This window comes from Brevibacterium sanguinis (genome assembly GCF_039528855.1).
In the GTDB taxonomy this organism is placed as follows: domain Bacteria; phylum Actinomycetota; class Actinomycetes; order Actinomycetales; family Brevibacteriaceae; genus Brevibacterium; species Brevibacterium sanguinis.
The window spans coordinates 256,903-279,623 of sequence record NZ_BAAAMB010000003.1 but is presented as its reverse complement, the minus strand read 5'-3'; the positions used below and the strand labels follow the sequence as shown (position 1 = coordinate 279,623).

At 69.0% G+C, this 22,721-nt stretch carries 20 protein-coding genes; 7 read left to right on the top strand and 13 right to left on the bottom strand.

What is annotated here, in order from left to right; all coding sequences use genetic code 11:
* Positions 1 to 79: 79 nt before the first annotated feature.
* Entirely contained in the window at positions 80 to 556 is a 477-nt protein-coding gene (gene soxR, locus ABD154_RS03790) for a redox-sensitive transcriptional activator SoxR (RefSeq protein ID WP_376872613.1), read from the bottom strand.
* A 46-nt stretch (positions 557 to 602) separates the two neighbouring features.
* On the opposite strand from soxR, the gene ABD154_RS03785 reads away from it, so the two are divergent.
* Complete coding sequence (locus ABD154_RS03785; RefSeq protein WP_211978403.1) at positions 603 to 2,051, top strand: MFS transporter; 1,449 nt, start codon at positions 603 to 605, stop codon at positions 2,049 to 2,051.
* Positions 2,052 to 2,230: 179 nt separating this feature from the next.
* Here ABD154_RS03785 and ABD154_RS03780 read toward each other — a convergent pair whose 3' ends face one another.
* The 3 genes from ABD154_RS03780 to ABD154_RS03770 form a co-directional block, all read right to left on the bottom strand.
* Positions 2,231 to 4,795: a GcvT family protein gene (locus ABD154_RS03780; RefSeq protein WP_344250151.1), complete on the bottom strand. Its 2,565-nt coding sequence runs from the start codon at positions 4,793 to 4,795 to the stop codon at positions 2,231 to 2,233.
* A 118-nt stretch (positions 4,796 to 4,913) separates the two neighbouring features.
* Entirely contained in the window at positions 4,914 to 6,311 is a 1,398-nt protein-coding gene (locus ABD154_RS03775; protein ID WP_344250149.1) for a flavin reductase family protein, read from the bottom strand.
* Positions 6,308 to 7,558: an aromatic ring-hydroxylating oxygenase subunit alpha gene (locus tag ABD154_RS03770; RefSeq protein ID WP_376872626.1), complete on the bottom strand. Its 1,251-nt coding sequence runs from the start codon at positions 7,556 to 7,558 to the stop codon at positions 6,308 to 6,310. The genes ABD154_RS03775 and ABD154_RS03770 overlap by 4 nt, the downstream gene beginning before the upstream one ends.
* A 214-nt stretch (positions 7,559 to 7,772) precedes the next feature.
* Here ABD154_RS03770 and ABD154_RS03765 point away from each other — a divergent pair, with 214 nt between their 5' ends.
* Positions 7,773 to 8,705, top strand: coding sequence for a LysR family transcriptional regulator (locus tag ABD154_RS03765; RefSeq protein ID WP_198500224.1), 933 nt, complete (start codon positions 7,773 to 7,775; stop codon positions 8,703 to 8,705).
* 547 nt (positions 8,706 to 9,252) lie between these two features.
* Positions 9,253 to 10,467 (top strand): formaldehyde dehydrogenase, glutathione-independent, encoded by a 1,215-nt coding sequence (fdhA, locus tag ABD154_RS03760; RefSeq protein ID WP_344250146.1) that lies wholly within the window; start codon positions 9,253 to 9,255, stop codon positions 10,465 to 10,467.
* A gap of 154 nt (positions 10,468 to 10,621) precedes the next feature.
* Here the strand turns inward: fdhA and ABD154_RS03755 are convergent, their stop codons facing one another.
* From ABD154_RS03755 to ABD154_RS03725, 7 genes are all read right to left on the bottom strand, one after another.
* Positions 10,622 to 11,668 (bottom strand): LLM class flavin-dependent oxidoreductase, encoded by a 1,047-nt coding sequence (locus ABD154_RS03755; RefSeq protein WP_344250144.1) that lies wholly within the window; start codon positions 11,666 to 11,668, stop codon positions 10,622 to 10,624.
* 142 nt (positions 11,669 to 11,810) lie between these two features.
* Complete coding sequence (locus ABD154_RS03750; protein WP_198500222.1) at positions 11,811 to 12,008, bottom strand: tautomerase family protein; 198 nt, start codon at positions 12,006 to 12,008, stop codon at positions 11,811 to 11,813.
* Between the two features lie 4 nt (positions 12,009 to 12,012).
* Positions 12,013 to 13,494, bottom strand: coding sequence for an aldehyde dehydrogenase (locus ABD154_RS03745; protein WP_198500221.1), 1,482 nt, complete (start codon positions 13,492 to 13,494; stop codon positions 12,013 to 12,015).
* Positions 13,491 to 14,306, bottom strand: coding sequence for an alpha/beta fold hydrolase (locus ABD154_RS03740; RefSeq protein ID WP_249120950.1), 816 nt, complete (start codon positions 14,304 to 14,306; stop codon positions 13,491 to 13,493). Before ABD154_RS03740 ends, ABD154_RS03745 begins: the two co-directional genes overlap by 4 nt.
* Before the next feature lie 8 nt (positions 14,307 to 14,314).
* Complete coding sequence (locus ABD154_RS03735) at positions 14,315 to 14,866, bottom strand: amino acid synthesis family protein (protein ID WP_211978408.1); 552 nt, start codon at positions 14,864 to 14,866, stop codon at positions 14,315 to 14,317.
* Positions 14,863 to 15,516, bottom strand: coding sequence for an amino acid synthesis family protein (locus ABD154_RS03730; RefSeq protein WP_211978409.1), 654 nt, complete (start codon positions 15,514 to 15,516; stop codon positions 14,863 to 14,865). Before ABD154_RS03730 ends, ABD154_RS03735 begins: the two co-directional genes overlap by 4 nt.
* Positions 15,513 to 16,211 carry a GntR family transcriptional regulator gene (locus ABD154_RS03725; protein ID WP_211978410.1) on the bottom strand — a complete coding sequence of 233 codons (699 nt, stop codon included), beginning with the start codon at positions 16,209 to 16,211 and terminating at the stop codon, positions 15,513 to 15,515. The genes ABD154_RS03730 and ABD154_RS03725 overlap by 4 nt, the downstream gene beginning before the upstream one ends.
* A gap of 116 nt (positions 16,212 to 16,327) precedes the next feature.
* On the opposite strand from ABD154_RS03725, the gene ABD154_RS03720 reads away from it, so the two are divergent.
* Both ABD154_RS03720 and ABD154_RS03715 read left to right on the top strand, forming a co-directional pair.
* Positions 16,328 to 17,302, top strand: a complete 975-nt coding sequence (locus ABD154_RS03720; protein WP_249120951.1) for a flavin reductase — start codon at positions 16,328 to 16,330, stop codon at positions 17,300 to 17,302.
* 168 nt (positions 17,303 to 17,470) lie between these two features.
* Positions 17,471 to 19,150, top strand: a complete 1,680-nt coding sequence (locus ABD154_RS03715) for a BCCT family transporter (protein WP_249120952.1) — start codon at positions 17,471 to 17,473, stop codon at positions 19,148 to 19,150.
* Positions 19,151 to 19,251: 101 nt separating this feature from the next.
* Here ABD154_RS03715 and ABD154_RS03710 read toward each other — a convergent pair whose 3' ends face one another.
* Positions 19,252 to 20,451 (bottom strand): M20 metallopeptidase family protein, encoded by a 1,200-nt coding sequence (locus ABD154_RS03710; RefSeq protein ID WP_211978412.1) that lies wholly within the window; start codon positions 20,449 to 20,451, stop codon positions 19,252 to 19,254.
* 115 nt (positions 20,452 to 20,566) lie between these two features.
* On the opposite strand from ABD154_RS03710, the gene ABD154_RS03705 reads away from it, so the two are divergent.
* Positions 20,567 to 21,133, top strand: a complete 567-nt coding sequence (locus tag ABD154_RS03705; RefSeq protein ID WP_211978413.1) for a dihydrofolate reductase family protein — start codon at positions 20,567 to 20,569, stop codon at positions 21,131 to 21,133.
* Between the two features lie 63 nt (positions 21,134 to 21,196).
* Here ABD154_RS03705 and ABD154_RS03700 read toward each other — a convergent pair whose 3' ends face one another.
* Positions 21,197 to 21,565: a VOC family protein gene (locus ABD154_RS03700; RefSeq protein ID WP_211978414.1), complete on the bottom strand. Its 369-nt coding sequence runs from the start codon at positions 21,563 to 21,565 to the stop codon at positions 21,197 to 21,199.
* 114 nt (positions 21,566 to 21,679) lie between these two features.
* Here ABD154_RS03700 and ABD154_RS03695 point away from each other — a divergent pair, with 114 nt between their 5' ends.
* The gene (locus ABD154_RS03695; protein ID WP_211978415.1) at positions 21,680 to 22,429 is read left to right on the top strand and encodes a SurA N-terminal domain-containing protein; all 750 of its coding nucleotides are present in this window, start codon (positions 21,680 to 21,682) and stop codon (positions 22,427 to 22,429) included.
* The last annotated feature ends 292 nt before the right edge of the window (positions 22,430 to 22,721 follow it).

Sequence of the window (22,721 nt, the reverse complement as noted above, 5' to 3'; positions counted from 1 at the left end):
CCGGGTTCGTCGGTCGCAATAGTGAAAGGCGGGCCGGGCCGCAGCCGTCACCGTGTCAGTCGCGTGAGCCGTCTCCCGTTCACTCCGCCGGGATCTCCGGCAGCAGCCGGGGGCCCGAGCCGCTCGTCCCGAGTTCGTCATCGGGGTTGAGCACGCGACAGCTCTTCAGCGACACGCATCCGCACCCGATGCACTCGACGAGTTCGCTCTCCATCCGCTCGATCTCCCTGCGCCTGGCCTCGAGCCTGCCGCGCCAGCGCTCGCTGATCCGTCGCCAGTCCGCCTTGCCGGGCATCCGGTCCGACGGCAGGTCGGAGAACACCTCGGCGACCTCGACGAGAGGGATGCCCATCCGCTTGGCCACTTGGATCACCGAGACCCTGCGGATGACGTGCCTCGCATAGCGCCGCTGACCGCCGGACGTCCGCGTCGCGGAGATGAGCCCCTGACGCTCGTAGAAGTGGAGTGCCGAGACGGCAACGCCCGCGCGCCTCGCGACCTCACCGACCGAGAGCAGATCGGTGGGCGAGGGCTTCACGTCGTGAGAATTCTTCACATCCATCATTGACCTCAACTTTGGTTGAGGTTTTAGCGTAGCCGATATGAGAGACGACGACAGGCCCTCAACCGCCTCCGACCCGACGATGACTCCCGATCCGGCGACTAGCGTGCCGAGCGAGACCGGCAGCTGGCGCGAACTCTTCGGCCCTGACCATCTCACCGCCTCCCTCGTACTCGCCGGCGGTGTCGCCGTCTACGCGATGAACACCTTCGTCACCGCCGCCCTCCTGCCCTCCGCGATCGCCGACATCGGCGGCGAACGCTACTTCGCCTGGGTGACGACGGCCTTCCTCGTCGCGTCCGTGCTCACCTCGATGCTCGTCGCCCGCACACTGGGAGCCTGGGGTGCCGCCCGCGCGTACCTCTTCGCGTTCATGCTCTTCTCCGTCGGTTCGCTCGGCGCGGCCCTCGCACCGACGATGGAGCTGCTCGTCGGGGCCCGCATCATCCAGGGCGCCGGCGGCGGTCTGCTCGCCGGTCTCGGCTACGCGGTCATCCGTGACGCCCTCCCCCGCAGGCTGTGGACCCGCGCGACCGGGCTCGTCTCGGCGATGTGGGGCTTCGGCACCCTCGTCGGCCCGGCCGTCGGCGGACTGTTCGCCCAGTTCGACTTCTGGCGAGGAGCGTTCTGGCTGCTGACGATCATGTCGCTCGTCCTCGGAGTCATGGCCCTGCGCAGCCTGCCCGGCCGCTCCGCAGATCACCCCGACTTCGGACCGCTGCCGTACGCCTCCCTCACCGTGCTCGTCCTCGCGGCCTCGGCTTTCAGCGCGGCGGCGGTCGTCCCCGTCGGCCTGCCGACCTCTGTCGCCCTCGTCCTCGGCGTCGGCCTCGTCGTCGGCTTCGTCCTCATCGACCGCCGCTCGCCGTCGTCGGTGCTCCCCCACCTCGCCTACCGCCGCGGGAACCCGCTCAAGTGGATCTATCTCGTCCTCGGCATCCTCTCCTCCGCGGCGATGATCGAGATCTTCCTGCCGAAGTTCGGCCAAGAGCTCATCGGGATGTCCCCGTTCGTCGCCGCCGTCTTCGGCGTGGCCATCTCCGTGGGCTGGAGCTTCGTCCAGATCGTCAGCGCGAGCGTCGACAGCCCCCGCCTCGCCCGCCGTTTCATGGTGCTCGGGCCGATCCTCGTGACCGCCGGTCTCACCGTCTTCGCGGTCACGCAGCACGTCACCGGCACCTGGATCGCGTGGGTCTGGGCGGCGGGTCTCGTCGTCGCCGGAGCCGGCATCGGCCTCGCCTTCCCCCACCTCAACGTCGCCGCGATGAGCAGCAGCGACGACCCCGTCGAGGGCTCGAAGGCGGCCGCGGGCCTCGGCACCGCGGAGCTCATCGCCAACGCGATCGCTTCGGCCCTCGTCGGCGTGCTGGTCGCTGTCGGCGGTCCCGGTGCGGGCGGGTCGACGACGATGGGCGCCGGTCTTGCCGCCCTCGGTGCCGTCGGCGCCGTCATCGCCGTGCTCACCTTCCGCACCCGCTCGTCGAGGTGACGGCCCGTCCCGCTCCACCACCTCGGCGCCGTCGTTCAGCACTTCGCGCGCAGAACACCGCCGCGCGGAGCCCCCGCACCCTGGTTCCACACTTCGCGTGAAAATCGCGTCTCCGAGGACGCGATTTTCACGCGAAGTGTGGAACGAGCGCTCACAGGCGGAGCGCGCCGGTTCGCGCACTACCCGCGCAGGCGCGTCATCTCCGGGTCGTAGAGGGGTTCGGCGGTGACGGTGGCCGGCACCCGGCGCCCGAAGTACTCGATCTCGACGGGATCACCGACGGACAGGGTGTTCGGCAGCCACGCGTAGGCGATCGCCTTCCCGATCGTGTACCCGTACGCCGCCGAGGTGACGTACCCGTCGGCCGCACTTGAGCCCGAGGCCGCACCCGACCCCGACGCAGCACCGCCACCCGCCGCACCACCGTCGCCGTCCGACCGCCCGACGTAGACGGGTTCCTTGCCGAGCACGATGTCGCTCGGCTCGTCGAGGGTGAGGCAGGTGAGCTTCTTCTCCGCCGCCGCGGCACGGGCCGCGAGCGCCGACTTCCCGACGAAGTCATCGGTCTTCGACGCTTTGACGGCGAAGCCGAGACCGGCCTGCTCGGGTTCGTGCTCGCTCGTCATGTCCGTGCCGAAGGAGCGGAAGCCCTTCTCCAGCCGCAGCGAGTTGAACGCCTCCCGACCGGCGGCGATGATCCCGAACTCCTGTCCGGCCTCCCACAGCACATCCCAGAGCCGGTGCCCGAGATCCGCCGAGGTGTAGAGCTCCCAGCCGAGCTCCCCGACATACGACAGCCGCATCGCCGTGACCGGGATCCCCGCGATCGTGATGGGCTTCGTCCGGAAGTACTTGAGCCCCTCATCGGAGAGGTCGTCGTCGCTGACCGCGGCGATGACGTCGCGGGCGAGCGGTCCCCACAGGCCGATGCAGCACGTGCCCGGCGTCGTCTCCCGCACCGTCACCCACTGGCTCGGGTCCTCCTCGGTCTGCCGCCGCGCGGCCCGGGAGATGTAGGCGAGATCGATGTTGCTGTTGGCCCCCACCTGGTAGGTCTCCTCGTCGAGGATCGCCACCGTGATGTCCGAGGTGATGCCGCCGGCCTCGTCGAGGAGCAGCGTGTAGCTCACCGCCCCGGGCTTGCGCAGCATCGACGAGGTCGTCAGCCCGTGGAGCAGCCGGCCGGCTCCGGGACCCTTGACCTCGAAGCGCTTGAGCTGGGTCATGTCGAACATCGCGACGTTCGTCCGCGTCTTCCACGCCTCGACGGCGGCGATCGGCGAATGGAACTGGTCGGCCCACGCCTCGCGCTCCGGGGCCCGCCACTCCTCGGGCAGTTCGTCGAGCAGCGCGGCGTTCGCCTCGTACCAGTGCGGGCGCTCCCACGCCGCGGCCTCGAGGAACACCGCCCCGAGCTTCTTCTGCTGCTCGTTGAACGGGCTGAGCCGCACGTCGCGCGGTGAGACCCGGGGCTGGAGCGGGTGGAGGACGTCGTAGATCTCGCGGAAGTTCTGCTGCGAGGTCTCGCTGACGTACTCCGGTGTCGTCTGGACGTCCTCGAAGCGGTTGAGGTCGAGTCCGCTGAGGTCCGTCGACGAGTACCCGCGGGCGATGAGCTCGGCGACGGCCTTCGCGACGCCGCACCCGTGGGTGACCCACACCGCCTCGGCGACGAAGAATCCGTTGACGTTCCGGGACTCCCCGACCAGCGACCCGCCGTCGGGGGTGAAGGAGAAGATGCCGTTGAACCCGCGCTGGATGTCGGTCTGCGCCAGCTCCGGGAGGATCTGCCGGCTGAGCTCCCACTCGCGCTCGAAGTCCTCGGGGGTGAAGGTCAGGGACGACGGCATCCGCTCGGACGTGATCTCGTCCGGGTCGTACGCCGGCAGCTCGTCGAGGTCGACGGGCATCGGACGGTGCGCGTACGAGCCGATGCCGATCCGCTCGCCCCACTCCCGGTAGTAGAGGTCCTCGTCCTGGTAGCGCAGGATCGGTGCCTGCGCACCGTTGGGCAGCTCGTTCTTCCCGACGAGGCTCGGGACCTCAGTCGACCATGCGAACTGGTGGGCCAGCGGCAGCAGCGGGATGGGAGTGTCGGCCATCGCCCCGATCTTCGGTCCCCAGAAGCCTGCACACGAGACGACGATGTCGGCGGGGATCCGCTCGTCGCCGGCGATGACCGCCGCGACCTTGCCCCCGGCATGCTCGATGTCGGTGACGACCGTGCGGTCGCGGAACTCGACCCCGGCGGCCTGGGCGCGCTCGATGACGAGCTGTGTGCCCCGCGCCGCCAGCGCCAGTCCGTCGCCGGGGGTGAAGAGACCGCCCAATACCATGTCCCGGTTGAGCATCGGGAAGAGCCGCAGCGCCTCGTCGGCGTCGACCACCTCGGCGTCGACGCCCCACGCGCGGTTCCAGCCGGCCCGGCGGTCGAGATCGGCGAGCCGTTCGGGGGTCGTCGCGATCTCCAGGCCGCCGACGGGCAGGAATGATCCCCGTCCGTCGGGCCCGGTCAGCGACGTCAGCTTCGCGATCGTGTACTGCGCGAACTCCGTCATCGACTTCGACGGATTCGACGAGAACACGAGTCCCGGGGCGTGCGAGGTCGATCCGCCGGGGATGGACAGCGGCCCCTGTTCGATGACGAGCGTGTTCGTCCAGCCCAACTGCGCGAGCTCATCGGCGAGGTTCGCCCCGACGATGCCCGCTCCGATGATGACGACCCGCGGTGAGGAATTCGACACTGGGTTCTCCTTGCTGTGGTGACGCTGCGATGGACAGGTGTGGTGATGTGTTCGCCGAGGTGGTCGCCCCGTCCCGTCCCCGCGCCGAGGCGGGTGCCGGGACCGTGGACACGGTGGCCTAGGCGTCGATGACGAGATCGGTCGTCGCCGTCGAGCAGCAGGGAAGGAACTTCCCCGCGTCGATCTCGCGGGCGCGGATGCCGCCCTGGTGGTTCATGTCGACCTCCCCGTCGAGCTTGACGACCTTGCACGAACCGCACATGCCCTCCTGGCAGTTCGCTCCGATCCGCACCCCGGCCCGCCGTGCGGCCTGAAGGATATTGGCCTCCGGGGCGATGCGGACGTTCACCCCGGTGCGGAGGAAGGCCATGGTGAGTTCGCCTTCTCCCACGGTAGCGAAGCTCGCAGGGTCCGCGGGTCTCGTTTCGCCATCATCTGCACCGTCGGGGGTGGTCTCGACGTCAGCGGGCACGGCCTCAAGCGGGACGCCGCCGGCCTCGACTGCGCCCTCGGTGTCGCACTCGGGTTCGTAGAGGTCGAACGCCGCCGGCTGCTGCTCCCAGTACTCCTCGGTCGACGAGGCGATCTCCCCGGCGATCTCTCCGGCCAGCGCCACCTCCTCGGCGTATTCGAGGCGGGTCGCCCGGTCACCGGAGAAGAACTCCATGAAGATCGAGGTGTCGTCGACGCCGACCCGGCTCAGGCACTCCGTGGCCGTGTTGAGGTAGCCCTCCGGTCCGCACGCGAAGACCTGGCGGCCGTTGGCGTCGGGGACGACCTCGTCGAGGAGCTCGGCCGAGAGCCGACCGGTCCGTCCCGTCCACGCCTCCGCCGCCGCCGACTGCGCCCGATCGCCGAGACAGTAGACGACCTGGATCCGGAAGTCGGCCTTCTCGAGGAAGTCGAGCTCATCGGTGAAGGCGAAGCGGTCGGGCTCCGACCCGTGGTAGAGGAGGATGACGTCGGCCTGCCCGGGCAGCGAGTGGATCGTGCGGATCATCGACATCAGCGGCGTGATGCCGGCCCCGGCCGCGAGCAGCAGGTAGCGGGCCCGCCGGTCCCAGTCGGCGAGGTGGAAGGCGCCGACGGGACCGAGCATCTCGAGCACCGTGCCCGGCCTGATCGACTCGTGCGCCCACGGTGAGACGAGTCCGTTGTCGTCGCGTTTGATCGTTACGGAGAACGTCCACGGTTCGGTGGGCGCCGAGGACAGGGAGTAGCTGCGGGACTCCGGCTCCGCCTCGGCGCCGTAGATGGGGAAGTCGATGTTGACGTACTGTCCCGACCGGAACGCCAGCGGTGCGCCGTCGGTGCGGCGGAAGACGAACGTCATCATGTCCCCGGCCTCGGGGATCGTCTCGACGCATTCGGCGGTGAACTCCTGCGGATGCCACGGTCCGAGCGCGGTGGCGGCACCGGCCGGGCCCGCGGTCGAGCCGAGGACCCGGTTCCACGGCATCTCGAGGCCGCGGATCCGCTGCGCGAGCGGGATGGTCGGGTCGGCGAGCGACCTCATTCCACGTGCTCCCGCATCCGGCCGACGTACCAGTTGATGAAGGCTTCGACCTGGTACTCGCTCTTCATATAGGGGCCCTGTTCGTACATCGGGCTGGCCGCGCCCTGCTGGCAGAGCTCGACGAACGCCTTGTCCTGGAGGTTCGTCTGCTTCCACGTGTGGGTGAGCGTCTCGAGGTCGTAGTCGACGCCCTCGACCGCGTCATCGGCGACGAGCCACGTCGTGCGCACGAGCGTCTGGTGGGCGTTGATGGGGAACGCGGCGAAGGTGATGACATGGTCGCCGAGGAGGTGGAACCAGCTGTTGGGCTGCAGGTGCATCGAGCACCGTCCGAGCCGGAAGTCCGGCAGATCGCCGAGGAGCTTCTTGACGAGCCGACGCCCGTCGGCGGAGAACGACTCGCCCTCCCCGTCGAGGGACTCCCGGGAGATCCGGATTCCGGCGACCCGGGTGTCGAGCTCCTCGATGACCTCGTACGGCAGGCCGTAGCGCCGGCAGCGGTACTCGAGCGAGGCCTGGGCCTGCTGGTTGCGCTCCCACACCTCGTTCAGGTGCGGGGGCACGGTCTCGTCGCTCAGCCCCCACGTCGGGAAGAGCGAGCAGGCGAGCTCGGGGTGGCCGTCGCAGTGGTAGCACTCGCGGTTGTTCTCCATGACGAGCTTCCAGTTGCCCTCCTCGACGATGTTCTGCTGGTAGGCGACCTTCGTCTTCGCGAGCTCGTGCGGACCGACGTAGGGCGCGAAGAGGTCGGCCACCTCGGCGAAGTCCTCCGGCGGCTCCTCGGCCAGGCAGAGGAAGACGAGGCCGGCGACGACCTTCGCGTGGGCGCGCTTGAGCGCGTAGCAGGCCTTGTCGAAGGACATCTCACCCGGCGCCGAGGCGTGGATGAGCTCGCCGTCGGGCGAGTACGTCCACGAGTGGTAGCCGCACACGAGGTTGCCCGTCGTGCCCGAGGATTCAGTGAGCACGCGGGCGCCGCGGTGGCGGCAGACGTTGTGGAGGGCGTTGACGCCGCCGTCGTCGGTGCGCAGGACGATGAGCGAGTACGGCCCGAGGTCGACGGTGATGTAGTCACCGGGCTCGGGGATCTCGGCGACGCTGCACGCGAAGACCCAGTGCCGGCCGAAGATGCCCTGCATGTCGAGGTTGAAGAGGTGGTCGTCGGTGTAGAACGGGGCTTCGAGTGAGAAGCCCTGGCGCCTGGTGTCGAGGAGGAGGCGGATCTCGTCGAGCCTCTCCTCGCTGATCCCCGCGGGGAATCCCTTCTTCGTCGGTGCCAGGTTGGTAGCGGTCAATTCCGATCTCCCTTGATGAGCTCATGAAGGCGAGCGGCCCCTCGGGCGTGGCCGACCCATCGCCCAGGCCCGCCGCCTCGCTGATGTCACGATAGACCGGGCGAACACTGCGGGAAAAGCGCGAGATTCTGGAGATCAACGTGCGGAATCGGTGCATAATGTCAGCATGCTTGATCCGCGTCTCATCACGCTGCGGACGTTCGCCGAAGCGGGCACGATCGCGGCCACCGCAGAGCTCACCGGATACTCCCCTTCGGCGGTGTCCGCGCAGCTGCGCGACCTCCAGAATGCGCTGGGAATGACGCTTCTCACCAAGGACGGGCGCGGCCTGCGCCTGACGGCGACGGGCCGTTATCTCGTCCGCCGGTCCGACCGGCTGATCTCCGTGTGGGAGGAGATCCGCGCCTCCTCGTTCACCGCCGGCGACCAGGCGCCTTCCCATTTCGGGATCGGCGGGTTCTCGACCGCCTCGGCGAATCTCCTCGCCCCGCTCGCCGCCAACCTGCGCACCACCCATCCGGAGGTCAGGGTCCACGTCATCGAGGCGAGTCCGAGCCGCTGCTTCGACCTCCTCGTCGCCGAGCGCATCGACCTCGCCGTCGTCGTCTCCCCGCGCGGGGACACCCGGGCGGAGAACGACGCGCGGTTCGAGAAGGTCGACCTCCTCGACGATCCGCTCGATGTCATGGTGCCCTCCGACCACCCGGTCGCCGGACTCGACGCGGTCGATCTGTCGGATCTCGCCGGCGAGGACTGGATCACCGCGGTGCCCGGCTCGCCCTACCATGCGCTCTTCATCGCCGCGTTCACCGCGGCCGGGCTGACGCCGACGATCGCACACGAGTCCGTCGAATGGGAGACCTCGGCCGCGCTCGTCGGCGCCGGCATCGGGGTCAGCCTCGTCCCCCGGCTCGCGAACCTCTCCGGCGAGGACAACGTCAGACGCGTGCGGCTGACCGGCACGGCCCGGCTCTCGCGGAGGATCATCGCCGCCGTGCGCACCGGCAGCCGCGGCTCACCGCTCATCCGCGAATCCCTCCGCCACCTGCGCGCAACGTCCCAGCGGATCCTCGCCACCCGCCTCGGCGAGTCCGACTGAGCGGGCGGGAGTGCGGGGAGGCTGCGTGGGACGGTTGGCTGCGCGGAGGCCGGTCCAGCCCGCAACGATTGCGCGGGGTGTGGGCAGTTGCGTGCGGAGCGAGTCCGCCTGCGACGATTGAGTGCGGCGCCGCTCTCCGCCCGCGATACCGACGCGGTGAACCGACAATTACGCCGCCATCCTTCGCCCACTCACGCACCGACGCACTCAACCGACAAATACGCCGTTAGCGCAGGGCGTATCTGTCGGTTGAGTGCGTCGAAGGAATCCCCGGCCGCTGACGCACCAGCGGGGCCCACGCGCCGAGGCGGCCGACCGTCGCCGCGACCGCCAAGTGAGGTTGCCGGGCAGGGTGCGCCGCGCCGCGCGCCGCGGCGACTCGGCGAGGTCCTGGGAGGAGTCGCACAGTCCGAACTGGGGTATTGACACGGACGGAGACGCCCGGCAAGACTGACAGCACGTCTGATACAAGACTGATATTTCAGGAGGCCGATCGGTTCTCCCGCCGATCACGTCCTCACCATCAGCTCCGAACGGAGGCTCAAGGATGAGCAACAGGGCAATCAGCTACGCAGGTCCCGGCAAGGTCGAGGTCATCGACACCGAGTACCCGGAATTCGTCCTCAAGGACGGCCCCGGCGTCAATCCCGCCAACGTCGGCCGCAAGGTCGATCACGGTGTCATCCTCAAGACCGTCGCCACGAACATCTGCGGCTCCGACCAGCACATGGTCCGGGGCCGCACGACTGCTCCCGAGGGTCTCGTCCTCGGTCACGAGATCACCGGTGAGGTCGTCGAGGTCGGTCGGGACGTCGAGTTCGTCAAGGTCGGCGACCTCGTCTCGGTGCCGTTCAACATCTCGTGCGGCCGCTGTCGCAACTGCAAGGAGGGCAAGACGGGAATCTGTCTCAACGTCAATCCCGACCGTCCCGGTTCGGCGTACGGCTACGTCGACATGGGCGGCTGGGTCGGCGGACAGGCCGAATACGTCCTCGTCCCCTACGCGGACTGGAACGTCCTGAAGTTCCCGGACAAAGAGCAGGCGATGGAGAAGATCCTCGACCTCACGATGCTCTCGGACATCTTCCCCACCGGATTCCACGGCGCCGTCGGGGCGGGAGTGCAAGTGGGCTCGACCGTCTACGTCGCGGGCGCCGGTCCCGTCGGTCTCGCGGCGGCCACCTCGGCGCTGCTCCTCGGTGCCGCCGTCGCCATCGTCGGCGACCTCAACGAGGACCGTCTGGCGCAGGCGCGGAGCTTCGGCTGCGAGACGGTCGACGTCTCGAAGGGCGACCCGAAGGACCAGATCGAGCAGATCCTCGGCACCCCTGAGGTCGACTGCGGCATCGACGCCGTCGGCTTCGAGGCCCGCGGACACGGCAAGGACGCCGGGCACGAAGCACCCGCGACCGTGCTCAACTCGCTCATGGACATCACGCGGGCCGGCGGCAGCCTCGGCATCCCCGGGCTCTACGTCACCGGTGATCCGGGTGCCGTCGACGAAGCGGCCAAGGAGGGCTCGCTGTCGATGCGCTTCGGCCTCGGGTTCGCGAAGTCGCACGTCTTCGTCACCGGCCAGTGCCCGGTGATGAAGTACAACCGGGGCCTCATGCAGGCGATCCTCCACGACAAGGTCTCGATCGCGAAGAACGTCAACGCCACGGCGATCTCGCTCGAGGACGCCCCGCAGGGCTACGCCGATTTCGACTCGGGCGTCGCGAAGAAGTTCGTCCTCGACCCCCACGGCCTCATCAGCGCGTGACGGGCTGAAGCCGCGGTTGCGCGGCCCGCGACACGGTTGCGCGGCTCGCGCGGCGAGCGCACGGAGAAGCCCGGTGGGCGACGGAGAATCACTCCCTTCGCCCACCGGGCTTCACGCGACGACACCGGGCTTCACACTTTTCACCCCGCCTCGATCACCTGAAGTTCGGCACGACCTCGTCGATGAAGAGCTGCAGCGACGCCTTCTTCTCCTCGTGGCTGAGCGCATTGTCCGACCAGAAGCTGTACTCGTCGTAGCCGAGGTCCGCGTAGTGCCTGATCCGCTCGGTCACCTCGGCGGGGGTGCCGATCATCGCCGACCGGTGGAGGGACTCGAGTTCGAACTCGGGACGGTCGGCGAAGCGCTCCTCCGGGGTCGGGTCGAGGAAGCCGTCGACGGGGTCCTTCTTCCCGAACGCCCACGCCGAGAACGTCCGGTAGTACTTGTTGATGCCGGCGGCCCCGACCTTCCAGCCCTCGGGGTCCTCGGGCGAGTGGAGGTAGGTGTGACGCAGCACCATGATCTCCGGACGCTTCTCGACCTCGGGGTGGGCGGCGAGCGCCGTCTCGAACTTACTCATGAGGTCCTCGACCTCGCGGTCGTCCTTCATCAGCGGCGTGACCTGGACGTTGCAGCCGTTGGCGACGGCGAAGTCGTGGGTCTCGGGGCTGCGGGCGGCGAGCCAGATCGGCGGAGTCGGCTGCTGCACCGGCTTGGGCACCGCCGTCGAGACGGGGAACTGCCAGTGCTCGCCGTCGTGGGCGTAGTCGCCCTGGAGGAGGGCGCGCATCGCGGGCACGAGTTCGCGCAGGTACTCACCGCCGTCGGCCGCGGGCATGCCGCCGGCCATCCGATCGAACTCGAACTGGTAGGCGCCGCGGGCGATGCCGACCTCGGCGCGCCCACCGCTGATGACGTCGAGGAGCGCGACCTCGCCGGCGGCGCGCAGCGGGTGCCAGAACGGGGCGATGATCGTGCCCGACCCCAGCCGGATCGTCGAGGTCTGCGCGGCGAGCGCGGCGAGCTGCGGCATCGGGCTCGGCGAGGAGACGTACTCCATCGAGTGGTGTTCGCCGATCCACACCGTGCCGAAGCCTCCGGCCTCGGCGATCTTGACGAGTTCGACGAGGTTGGCCCAGTGCTGTTCGGGGCTGATCGCGTCGTCCCAGCGTTCCATGTGGAGGAAGAGCGAGAAGCGCATCGTTGGTCCTTTCCGTCCGCAGGCGGCGCCTGGCGGATCTCTGCTCGTGAGGTGAGCGGGGTGGTGTCGTTGTGGTCGGTTCGCCGAGGCGGCCGCCGGAGGCCTGCCGCGCGGCGGTCAGCGGGTCAGGCGGTCAGGCGGGTCAGGCGGAGGCTTCGCGTTCGGCGATCGTCGTGTTCGACCGCGACCAGAGCTCCTTGTCGACTTCGCGCACGATCACCGTGATGTTCTCGTCCGCAGCACCTGTGGTGCGTGCGGCGACGTCGTGGACGCCGGCGATGAGGGCGCGCAGCTGCTCGGGCGTGCGGCCCCGGCCGATCGAGATGTCGATGAGCGGCATGTCCTCACCTCCCCAGCACGAAGGGATCGGCGACCGGGCCTTCGTCCGTGTTGATCCAGATGCTCTTGAGCCGCGTGTACTCGTGCATCGACTCGATGCCGTGCTCGATGCCCACCCCGGAGTTCTTGAACCCCTGCCGCGGCGACATCGGCGACATCGCGCGGTACATGTTGATCCAGATCGTGCCGGCCTCGAGCTGCTGGGACATCCGCATGCTGCGGGCGAGGTTCTGGGTCCACACCCCGGCGGCGAGCCCGTAGTCGGTGTCGTTGGCGAGTGCGAGGACCTCCTCCTCGGTGTCGAAGGGCATGACCGCGGCGACGGGTCCGAAGATCTCCTCCTGGACGACGCGCATGTCGTTCGTCGTGTCCGTGAGCACGGTGGGCTGGAAGAAGTAGCCGGGGAGGTCGACGTCGGGACGGTCCCCGCCGTAGGCGATCCGTCCGCCCTCGGAGACGCCGAGGTCGACGTACTCCTTGACCTTGCCGAGCTGCGCTTCGAAGGCGAGCGGTCCGAGCTCGGTCTCCGGGGCCATCGGGTCGCCGATGACGATCGACGCGGCCCGGGCGGTGACCTTCTCGAGCAGCTCGTCGTAGATCCCACGCTGCGCGAACACCCGGGACCCGGCGATGCACGTCTGCCCGGCGGCCGCGAAGATGCCGGCGATGACGCCCATCGCGGCGTTCGAGACGTCGGCGTCGTCGAAGACGATGTTCGGGCTCTTCCCGCCCAGTTCGAGGGTCGAGCCGATGAACCGTCCCGCCGTCGCCGAGGCGATGGCCGACCCCGTGCGCGTCGATCCGGTGAAGGAGATCTTCGCGAGCTTCGGGTTGTCGACGAGCGCCTGCCCCGCCTCGGCGCCGAGGCCGGTGACGACGTTGACGACGCCGGCGGGGAACCCGGCTTCATCGGCGAGTTCGGCCAGGCGCAGGATCGTGCGCGAGGTGTACTCGCTCGGTTTGATCACCGCGGTGTTCCCGGCCGCCAGTGCCGGTGCGAGCTTCGACAGCGTCAGCGTCATCGGCGAGTTCCACGGGGTGATGAGCCCGACGACGCCGAGCGCCTCCCGCTGCGTGAAGTTGATGACCTCGGGCGAGTTCGTCGGGATCTGCGACCCCTGCACCTTGTCGGCGAGCCCGCCGAAGTAGTAGAGGTACTCGGGCAGCCCGGCGAGCTGGCCGACCATCTCCCGCAGGAGCTTGCCGTTGTCCTGGCTCTCGAGCCGCGCGAGCTCGTCCGCGTTCTCCGTGATGAGGTCGCCGAACCGCCGCAGCAGGTGCCCCCGCTGGGTCGGTGTCGTCCGGCGCCAGATCCGTGAGGAGAAGGCCTGCGAGGCGGCGTCGACGGCCCGGTCGACGTCGGCCGCCGTGCCGCGGGCGAATTCGTAGAGGGTCTCGAGCGTCGCCGGGTTCGTGCTCGTGAGGTAGCCGCCGTCGGCCGGGGCGCTGTGCTCCCCGCCGATGAAGTGGTCGAGTCGCAGCGTCATCGCTGACTCCTTTCGCTGTGGTCATGGGAAACGGCACTGCCGTCGTCGAGGACAGCACTGCGATCCGTGGGAACAGCACTGTCGTCGATGAGCGCGCTCACCCGGCGGGCGAGCGTCTCGGGATGGGTGACGGGAAGCATGTGGCGGGCCTCGGGAACGATGACCACCTCGGTGCCGGTGATGAGCGCGCCGAGGCGACGGCTCATGTCCGGGGTCGACCCGGGATCCTGCTCCCCGGTGATCGCCAGGGTCGGGGCGGTGATCGCCGGCAGCCGCGGGGCGATCGCGCGGTCGCCGGTGGCGAAGACCGCATAGGCGTGCCGGTAGGAGTCGGGGTCGTTGGCGAGCAGGACCGCTCGCGTCTCCGCCCGCCAGTCCGCGGTCTCCGGGCTCTCCCCGGCGGGGAACCAGCGGTCGAGCGCCCGTTCCATGCTGCCCGCGAAGTCCTCGTACGCGGTCTCAAGGCGGGCCCGGACCGCCGCGGCCTCCTCGGCGGTGCGCGCGGCCACGGAGCTCACGCACGTCAGGGTGCGCACGCGCCCGGGCAGCGTCGCCGCCAGCTGCTGCGCGATGAGCGAGCCGAGGGAGAACCCGACGAGGTGGACGGGACCGGCGGGCATGCGCGCAGCGATGTCGGCGGCCATGTCCTCCAGGGTCGTCGGCGCGGTCAGCGGCGGCTGCTCCCCGTGCCCGGGCAGGTCGAGGGCGACCGTCGGGCGGTCGAGGCGGTCCTCGACGCGCGCCCACACGGTCCGGTCGAGACCGACCCCGTGGAGGAGCACGACGGGGGTGCCCGCATCCTCAGCCGTCATCGCGCCGACTACTTGTCCGCCGAGAGCGGGGCGAGCCGCTCCTGCGGCCGTCCGCCCGTGGCACCGGCGAGCGCGACGAGGATCTCGTCGGCGTGCGGGGCATCGGAGACGCGCCATTCGAAGGTCTGGTGGTGCGAGCGGATCGTCGCATCCGTGAAGTGCTTGAGCGGGATGTCGAACGTCGCTCCCGCGTCCGCGCGCTTCTCGACGGCGGGCAGCAGGGTGCTCGCCGAGGCTGCCGTGCGGAAGTGGTCACCGAACTTCAGCGTGTGGATGAGGGCGGAGCCGTGCTCGATCTCTCCGCCGAGTCCGACGATCGCCGCCTTCCCGTACGCTTCGAGCTGCCCGCCGAGGGCCTCCATGACGCGGGGGGCGAGCAGGGCACCGAGGTCGCTGGCCGTGGCGTCGATGCCGGGCCCGAGGTCGTCGACGAAGCCCTGTCCCGCCCACGGGTTCTCGATGACCGCGGCGACGGCGGCGACGCGGGTGATCGGGTTGACGTCGCGTCCGCCCTCGGTGAGCACGTCTTCGACGATGGTGGTGATCTTGCGAACCTTCATGAGATGAGTCCTTTCAGGATGTCGGTGGTCACGGCGCCGTCGGTGCGACGGTCGCCGATGCGGGCGAAGGGCCGGGGCCCGTTCGAGGCCGCGGCGATCACGCAGATCTCGTCGGCGTGAGGGGCGTCGGGGAGGGCGACCTCGATCGACTGGTAGTGGTCGCGCGAGGTCGCGTGGGTCTTGTGCCACAGCGGCACGCGGATCGTCGTCCCGGCCGGTCCGCGGCCGTCGGCGAAGCAGAGCACCGAGGTGCCGGCGAGGAGTTCGCGCATGATGTTGCCGAAGTACGGGGTGTGGATGAGGGCGCCGGCGTGTTCGAGCTCCCCGCCCGTGCCGACGACCGCACCCTTCCCGAAGGCCTCGACCGCCTCGGCGGATCCGATGGCCGCCAGCAGACGGTCGGTGAGCACCTTCGCGAGCACGGGTGCGAGCTCCTGCGTCGCGGCGGCGAGGTCGGCCGCAGGCCCCTCCCCGATCCACGGGTTGGGGACGACGGCGACAGCGGCCGCCTGGACGAGCGGGCGATCGAGGTCGGTGCCGGCCTCGGAGAGGATCTCCTCGCGGTGGACGGTGAGAGAGCGCACGCCGAGGCGGCGGGCGAGGTCGTCGAACGACGCGGGCAGATTCTCGGTCGGGGCTGCCGCGCTCACTGCGCCTCCTCGGTGCCGGCTCCGGCGGTCTGCCGGTCCTGTTCGGTCAGGGAGAGCAGGGCCGCACGGGAGGAGGCGCTGACGTGTTCGCGCATCGCGATCTCCGCGCCGATCGCGTCCTTGTTCTCGATCGCGTCGATGACGGCATGGTGTTCGCCGACCGATTCGCTCAGTCGGCCCGGCCGCTGCACGGCCTTGAGGACGATGCGGTGGTAGGCGAGCTGGTGCATGAGGCGCTCGTACGTCTCGGTGAGCTTGCGGTTGTCGGCCCCGCGGACGAGCGCCCAGTGGAATTCGTGGACGAGCCGGGCGTAGGTCTCGGCGTCCTCGGCCAGCGCCGCGGCGTCGGAGGCGTCGGAGTTGTCCTTGAGCATCGCGAGCTCGGGGATCGCCCCGCGCTTGGCGAAGAGGTTCGCGGCGAGGCCCTCGAGGGACTCCTTGAGCTGGAAGAGCTCGACGATCTCCCGGCGCTTGGGCTGGCGGAGGAAGGTTCCGACCCGGGGCCGGATCTCGACGAGACCCTCGCGCTCGAGCTGTTTGAAGGCCTCGCGGACCGGGGTGCGGCTGACGCCGAAGGACTCGGCGAGCGTCGATTCGGGGATCATGTCACCCGGTTCGTACCCGTCGCTGAGGATGAGCGTGCGGACCCGGTCGAGGAACGATTCGGTCTGTGCGTCGCTGGAGATCTGTTGCATACAAGAAATCTACTTGCATACATGCGAGCATGTCAACAGCATGATTGAAACCTTGATTTCACTGAGTTTTCTGAATCTGTTGACGGATGCATGTCGACCATTCTATGGTCTCTGGTATGCAAGAAACACAGAATGCCGCCCTCAGTGGTGTGAAGAAGACCATCAGCGACGCGTGGCACGCCGTCTGGGACACCGATGACCTCGACGCCTTCGACGCCCTCGTCACCGACGACTACGTCCGCGTCTCGACGAACTCCGGACAGGAGAAGGACGCCGCAGCGATCAAGGAGGAGATCGCGGAGATCCGCGCCGCGTTCCCCGATCTCACGACGACGATCGACCACATCCTCATCGAGGACGATGAGGGGGCGATCTACTGGCACTCCGTCGGCACGTTCACCGAGCCGATGGGCGACATCCCGCCGACCGGGCAGCAGGTGACGACCCACGGCTCGAACCTCATCACCCTCGACGGCGACCGGATCGCACGGGAGACGGTGACGTGGGACGCCCACGAGCTGCTGGCCGACCTCGGGCTGAAGTCACTGTCCTCGGCGTTCGAGGTCGCCCCCGACGACGTCGTCACCGCCGACCTCACGGGCAATCCGACGAAGGATTCGCTCAAGGCCTTCAACCGGCAGTTCATCACCGGCGTCACCGTGGTCACGACGACCGATGAGGAGGGCAGGCCCCGCGGTCTCGCCGTCAACTCCTACAACTCCGTCTCCCTCGACCCGCCGCTCGTCCTCGTCTGCGTGCAGAAGACCTCGTCGACGTATCCGGCGCTGTTCCGCTCGACGCACATGGGCATCAACATCATGAGCCGCAACCAGCGGGACACGATCGGCGTCTTCGCCTCGAAGGCCCCCGACAAGTTCGCCACCCTCGACTGGCATCCCGCCGCCGGCGGCTCGCCGCTCATCGACGGCTCGGCCGCCTCGATCGAGGTCGAGATCAAGGAGCGCTTCCAGGCGCTCACCCACACCGTCTTCATCGGCCGGGTCAAGAGCGCCGAGACCTCGGAGGACTCCCCGATGATCTACAAGGCGGGCAAGTTCTTCGACAGCAAGGACCTGAAGTCCCTCGACTGAGAGTCATGCCACCGGCCGTCCCCACCGGCCGAGCCCTCCATGCCGCATCCGGAGTCCCCGCCGGCACCCCCTCACCCACTCCCCTGAGCACCGCAGCTCCACCAGCACCACCCGCAGACCGATCACCGAAGTCCCGAAGAACTGACTCACAAGGAAGTGGAGTTCGCCATGGAACACGTCCCCGGCCCCGCCGATGACCCCTCATCAGGCCCCCCGCACCGCCACGCCCAGCTGCCCGGCGGCGGCATGGAATACGATGCCGGGATCTCCCCGGCGATGGCCGAGGCCAACGCCCTGCGCCACCGGCCGGGGTCGGTGTTCTGGATCTCGATCGCCGGCGTCGCCGCCTTCACCCTGTGGGGCGTGATCTCACCCGAGGGCATGTCGACGACGATGACGACGGCGATGAACGCGGTCGCCGCGAACGTCGGCTGGTCCTACCTCGTCGTCACCCTCGGCTGCATCGGCCTCCTCGTCTACCTCGGCTTCGGCCGCTTCGGTCGGGTCCGCCTCGGCGCCGAGGACGACCGTCCCGAGTTCAGCACGTGGGCGTGGCTGGCGATGATCCTCTCGGCGGTCATGGGCATCGGGCTCATCAGCTACGGCGTCGCCGAGCCGATCTCGCACTTCACGACTCCCCCGCACGACCTCGCCGAGGCGGGCACCACGCAGGCGGCGGTCGTCGCCCTCCAGTACTCGTACTTCGACTGGGGTCCGCACGCGTGGGCGGTGTTCGGGGTCTTCGGGCTCGCGATCGCCTATTCGACGCACAAGCGCGGGAACACCGGGCTCATCTCCCCGATGCTCAAGCCGCTCTTCGGCAGCGCGATGGACCGGTGGCCGGGCAAGGTCGTCGACATCATGGCCGTCATCGCCACGCTCTTCGGGACGACGACGTCGCTCGGCCTCGGCGCCTCCCAGATCTCCGAGGGCCTCAACCGGGTCTTCGGGATCCCCAACGAGCTCTTCGTCCAGATCATCATCATCCTCGGCATCACCGTCGTCTTCACGCTGTCGGCGCTGTCCGGGGTCAACAAGGGGATCAAGTTCCTCAGCCAGACGACGGCGGTGCTCTCGATCTTCCTCGGCCTCTTCGTCCTCATCGTCGGCCCGACCGGGTTCATCGGCAACCTCTTCTTCCGTTCGACCGGCCAGTACCTCGGCGAGTTCTTCACGACGAGCCTCCTCACGCCGCTCGCCTCCGGGGATGTCGAGTGGTACCAGTTCTGGACGTACTTCATGATGGCGTGGTGGCTGAGCTGGGGCGCCTTCGTCGGGGTGTTCCTCGCGAAGATCTCGAAGGGCCGCACGGTCCGCGAGTTCGTCCTCGGCGTCATGGGAGTGCCGAGCCTCGTCTTCTTCGCATGGTTCACCGTCTTCGGCGGCACCGCGATCAAGCTCGACATGGACGGCAGCGGGGAGATCGGCCAGGCCGCGGCCGCCAACGTCAACTCCGCGTTCTTCGAGACCCTCGGGCAGCTGCCGTGGACCGGGCTGACCTCGGTCATCGCGATCATCCTCGTCGTCCTCTACTTCGTCTCCGGGGCGGACGCGAACACCTTCGTGCTCAGCATGCTCACCTCGCGCGGCACGCTCGAACCGAGCCGCTGGGTGCTCACCGTCTGGGGCGCGCTCACGGGCACGACGGCGATGGTCCTCTTCTTCGCCGGCGGTCTTGCCGCCCTCCAGCAGGCGGCGATGCTCTCGGCCCTGCCCTTCGCCGTCATCGTCGCGCTGCTCGGCATCTGCATCGTCAAGACCCTGCACGAGGACCACACGTTCGACGCCTACCGCACGGTGCGGCGCCGGGATCTCGAGCCGCCGCTGGCCGTCGCCGACGAGACCTGAGTTCCCCCGCTCCCCAGCTCTCCATCCACCGAGATCGCCACTTCGCTCCGAGACCGCCGGTTATAACCGTCCGTCTCGCCGTTAAGTGGCGATCTCGTCGCTCAGTCGCCCGCCTCGTCGCGCAGCCGCGCGAAGGCGAGGTGGGCGAGTGCGGCGGCCTGATCGCCGAGCAGTCCGTCGTCGAACTGGACCCTCGGCGAATGGTTCGTCTCCGCGTCGGGGTCGATCCCGTCCGGGGTCGCCCCGAGGAAGACGAAGGCACCGGGCACCCGCTCGAGCACGTAGGAGAAGTCCTCGGATCCCATCCGCGGGTGGTCGAGGACCGTGACGCTCTCCTGCCCGAACAGCTCCCGCAGGCGTCCGAGGACGACGCCGGTCTCACCCGGGTCGTTGACGGTGACGGGGAACCCGACTGCGAAGTCCACCGAGGCGGTGCACCGGTGCGCTCGGGCGATGCCCTCGGCCACCTCGGTGATCCGCTCCTCGAGCAGGGCGAGCGATGCGGCGGAGAGGAAGCGGATCGAGGCTCCCAGCGACGCGGTGTCGGGGATGACGTTGTTCGCCGCCGAGCCCTGCAGCTGGGTGACGGAGACGACGACGGGGTCGAAGATGTCGAAGGAACGCGTCGTCATCGTGTTGAGCGCCAGCGCGATCTCGGCGACCGCGGACACCGGGTCACGGGTCGCCTGCGGCTGGGAGCTGTGGCCCCCGGCGCCGTGGACGGTGATCTCGAGGTCGGCGAAACCGGCCATGAGCGGACCGCCGCGGGTGGCGAAGCGGCCGCGGACGTCGGCTTCGACGTGGATGCCGTACGCGGCGACGACGGGCACCCCGGCCGCCTCGAGGACGCCCTCGGCGATCATCGGCTCCGCCCCGCCCTCGCTCTCCTCGGCCGGTTGGAACATGAAGATCACGGAGCCGGGCAGCTCGTCGCGGTGGGCGGCGAGCAGCCGGGCCGCCCCGACGAGTCCGGCCGTGTGCATATCGTGGCCGCACGCGTGCATCGACCCGTTCGTCGAGGCGAAGTCGAGCCCGGTCTCCTCGGTCACCGGGAGGGCGTCCATGTCCCCGCGCAGCAGGACCGCCGGTCCCGGGCGCCGGCCGCGGAGGACGGCGACCACCGAGGTGAGCGACTCCCCCGTCGTGATCTCGAGTCCCAGCCCCGCAAGCGCCCGGAGCACCTCGGCCTGCGTGAAGGGCAGCTGCGTGCCGAGCTCGGGGTGGGCGTGGAGCGTGCGACGCAGGGTGACGAGATCGGGAAGGAGGGCGGTCGCCTCGGCGCGGAAGTCGGGGGTCGTCATGGACCCGATCCTAGTCGGGCCGAACGACACCGTCGCCCGGGTCTTTACGCCCGCTCACCGGGTGCGTAGCGTGATGGGCACACGCCCCGCCGGGCCACTGACGAAGGAGTCCACCGTGCGCATCATCATCACGCAGAACGTCACCCTCGACGGACGGGTCGAGATGCTCGACGACTGGTTCGACCCGCAGGCCCAGGACGACGAGCTCGTCGCCGAGCTGATGGCGCAGTCCGCGCGTGAGCAGATCCTCCTGCTCGGCCGGCAGACGTTCGAGGACTTCCGCGGCTACTGGCCGCAGCAGACCGACGACACGACCGGCATCGCCGCCCACCTCGACAAGGTCCGCAAGGTCGTCGTCTCCTCGACGCTCACCGAACCTGGGTGGACGAACTCAGAGGTCATCACCGAACCGCTCCTCGAGGTGGCGGCCCTGCGCAGCGAACCGGGCCTCGACGTCATCATCACCGGCAGCATCACGCTCGCCCACGAGCTCATCACCGCCGGCCTCGTCGACGAGTACCGGATGTTCGTCCACCCCGTGTGGCAGGGGCGCGGACGCGGCTTCTTCCCCGACGGCCACCCGCAGCCGCAGCTCTCCCTGCTCGACTCCCGGCCCTTCCACCGCAGCGGAGTCGTCTACTCCGCCTACGCCCCGACCGGAGAGGTCCCGACGAGCCTGTGATCCGGCCTCGTTCGTCGCTCCGTCCGTTCCGTGCCCAGGCGGACACGTCCCGCGCCGAGGCGGTCAGGCCGTCCCGAACATCACCTTCCGGCCGTCCGGGTCCGCAACGGTGACGACGACGTCGTCGACCGCGACCGGGATGATCCCGGCCGCGTCGAGGCGGTCGAGGAACGCCGTGCGGTCCGCGATGCGGAAGTAGAGGTGGGTGAGGTTGGAGGCCGGGTGCGGCGGCGAGGTGTAGTCGGCGAACGCCTCGGCGTCGTGGAGGGCGATCTGGATCCCGTCGACGTCGATGCGCTGGTAGCTGTACTCCTCATCACCGGCCGCGGTGAGAGCGAGTCCCGCGATGTCCCGGTAGAACGCCGCCGTGGTCTCCACATCCGCGCAGGTGAGGAACACTCCGCGGAACTGGGTTTCCGTGGGTTCGGTCATGCCTGCAGTCTAGCCGCGCACTCACCGCGCGCCCAGGCTGTGACCGCGTGCGCACAGGCCGCAGTGATCCCGGCCTGTTAGCGTGGTGGGCTGAATCGATTCGCAGGAGTGATTGTGGTCAAGTCCAAGTGGTGGGTGGGACTCGCCGTATCCGTCTCCGTCGTCGCGCTCGCCGGCTGCGGGACCAGCGGTGACGACCCGTCGGCCGCCCCGACGAGCCCGGCCGCCGAGCAGAGCGACGCCGGGGCGCCGAACACCGACGACATCCCCGACGTCGTCGCCGAGGTCAACGGCGAGCAGATCACGAAGGACGAGTTCGTCCCCCTCTACGAAACCCAGTACGGGCAGATGATGATGGCCGCCCAGCAGGGCGGACAGCCCGTCGACGAGGCCGCACTCAAGCAGCAGACCGCCGACAACCTCGTGAGCACCGAACTGCTGAAGCAGGAAGCCGACAGGCGCGGCATCGAGGTCACCGACGACGATGTCGCCACCGCCCTCGACGAGACCGCCCAGGCCTCGCAGATGAGCACCGAGAAGTTCCTCTCGGCGATGAACGACCAGGGCATGGACGAAGCGCGGGTGAATGAGGAGATGAAGACCCAGCTGAAGATCGAGGGCCTCATCGCCGACGAGTTCGGAGAGTTCGAGGTCACCGACGAGGAGGTCGGGGCGGCCTACCAGCAGGCGAAGGACCAGCAGGAGCAGATGGCCGCGCAGACCGGTCAGGAGGCGCAGGTGCCCTCGATCGACGAGATGCGCCCGCAGCTCGAGGAGCAGGTCAGGAGCGACAAGGCCAACGAGGCGACCCAGCAGTACGCCGGGGAGCTGCAGGATCAGGGCGACGTGACGATCAACCTCTGAGCCCGACCGGGACACCCCGCCCTGTCGCCCGCACGGAAACGTCTCTTGTCACCGTCGACTGAGGCGCTGCGGAATCCGCGCGCACAAGGCCACCTGAGGACAACCTCGGCGGGGATCCCCGACATCCCGCGGATCCCCGCCATCATGGAGGTTTCAACTACCTGCCCGTAGGTCACGGATTCCAACGATTCTGGGGAATGTCTTTCAGGATCTCGCAAAATCAGTGAGAGGCCTCTAGTCTGTATGGGACGAACGCGGTTCTCGGGAACCGCTGGCAGCAATCCGCGTCCCC

Bases quoted from the DNA above. Each gene is read 5' to 3' on its own strand.
- ABD154_RS03720 (WP_249120951.1), top strand. From the start codon at position 16,328: ATGCAAGAAACACAGAATGCCGCCCTCAGTGGTGTGAAGAAGACCATC.
- ABD154_RS03710 (WP_211978412.1), bottom strand. From the start codon at position 20,451: ATGACGACCCCCGACTTCCGCGCCGAGGCGACCGCCCTCCTTCCCGAT.
- ABD154_RS03735 (WP_211978408.1), bottom strand. From the start codon at position 14,866: ATGAAGGTTCGCAAGATCACCACCATCGTCGAAGACGTGCTCACCGAG.
- ABD154_RS03750 (WP_198500222.1), bottom strand. From the start codon at position 12,008: ATGCCGCTCATCGACATCTCGATCGGCCGGGGCCGCACGCCCGAGCAG.
- ABD154_RS03765 (WP_198500224.1), top strand. From the start codon at position 7,773: ATGCTTGATCCGCGTCTCATCACGCTGCGGACGTTCGCCGAAGCGGGC.
- ABD154_RS03745 (WP_198500221.1), bottom strand. From the start codon at position 13,494: ATGACGCTGCGACTCGACCACTTCATCGGCGGGGAGCACAGCGCCCCG.
- ABD154_RS03715 (WP_249120952.1), top strand. From the start codon at position 17,471: ATGGAACACGTCCCCGGCCCCGCCGATGACCCCTCATCAGGCCCCCCG.
- ABD154_RS03775 (WP_344250149.1), bottom strand. From the start codon at position 6,311: ATGAGGTCGCTCGCCGACCCGACCATCCCGCTCGCGCAGCGGATCCGC.
- ABD154_RS03740 (WP_249120950.1), bottom strand. From the start codon at position 14,306: ATGACGGCTGAGGATGCGGGCACCCCCGTCGTGCTCCTCCACGGGGTC.
- ABD154_RS03725 (WP_211978410.1), bottom strand. From the start codon at position 16,211: ATGCAACAGATCTCCAGCGACGCACAGACCGAATCGTTCCTCGACCGG.
- ABD154_RS03785 (WP_211978403.1), top strand. From the start codon at position 603: ATGAGAGACGACGACAGGCCCTCAACCGCCTCCGACCCGACGATGACT.
- ABD154_RS03700 (WP_211978414.1), bottom strand. From the start codon at position 21,565: ATGACCGAACCCACGGAAACCCAGTTCCGCGGAGTGTTCCTCACCTGC.
- fdhA (WP_344250146.1), top strand. From the start codon at position 9,253: ATGAGCAACAGGGCAATCAGCTACGCAGGTCCCGGCAAGGTCGAGGTC.
- ABD154_RS03755 (WP_344250144.1), bottom strand. From the start codon at position 11,668: ATGCGCTTCTCGCTCTTCCTCCACATGGAACGCTGGGACGACGCGATC.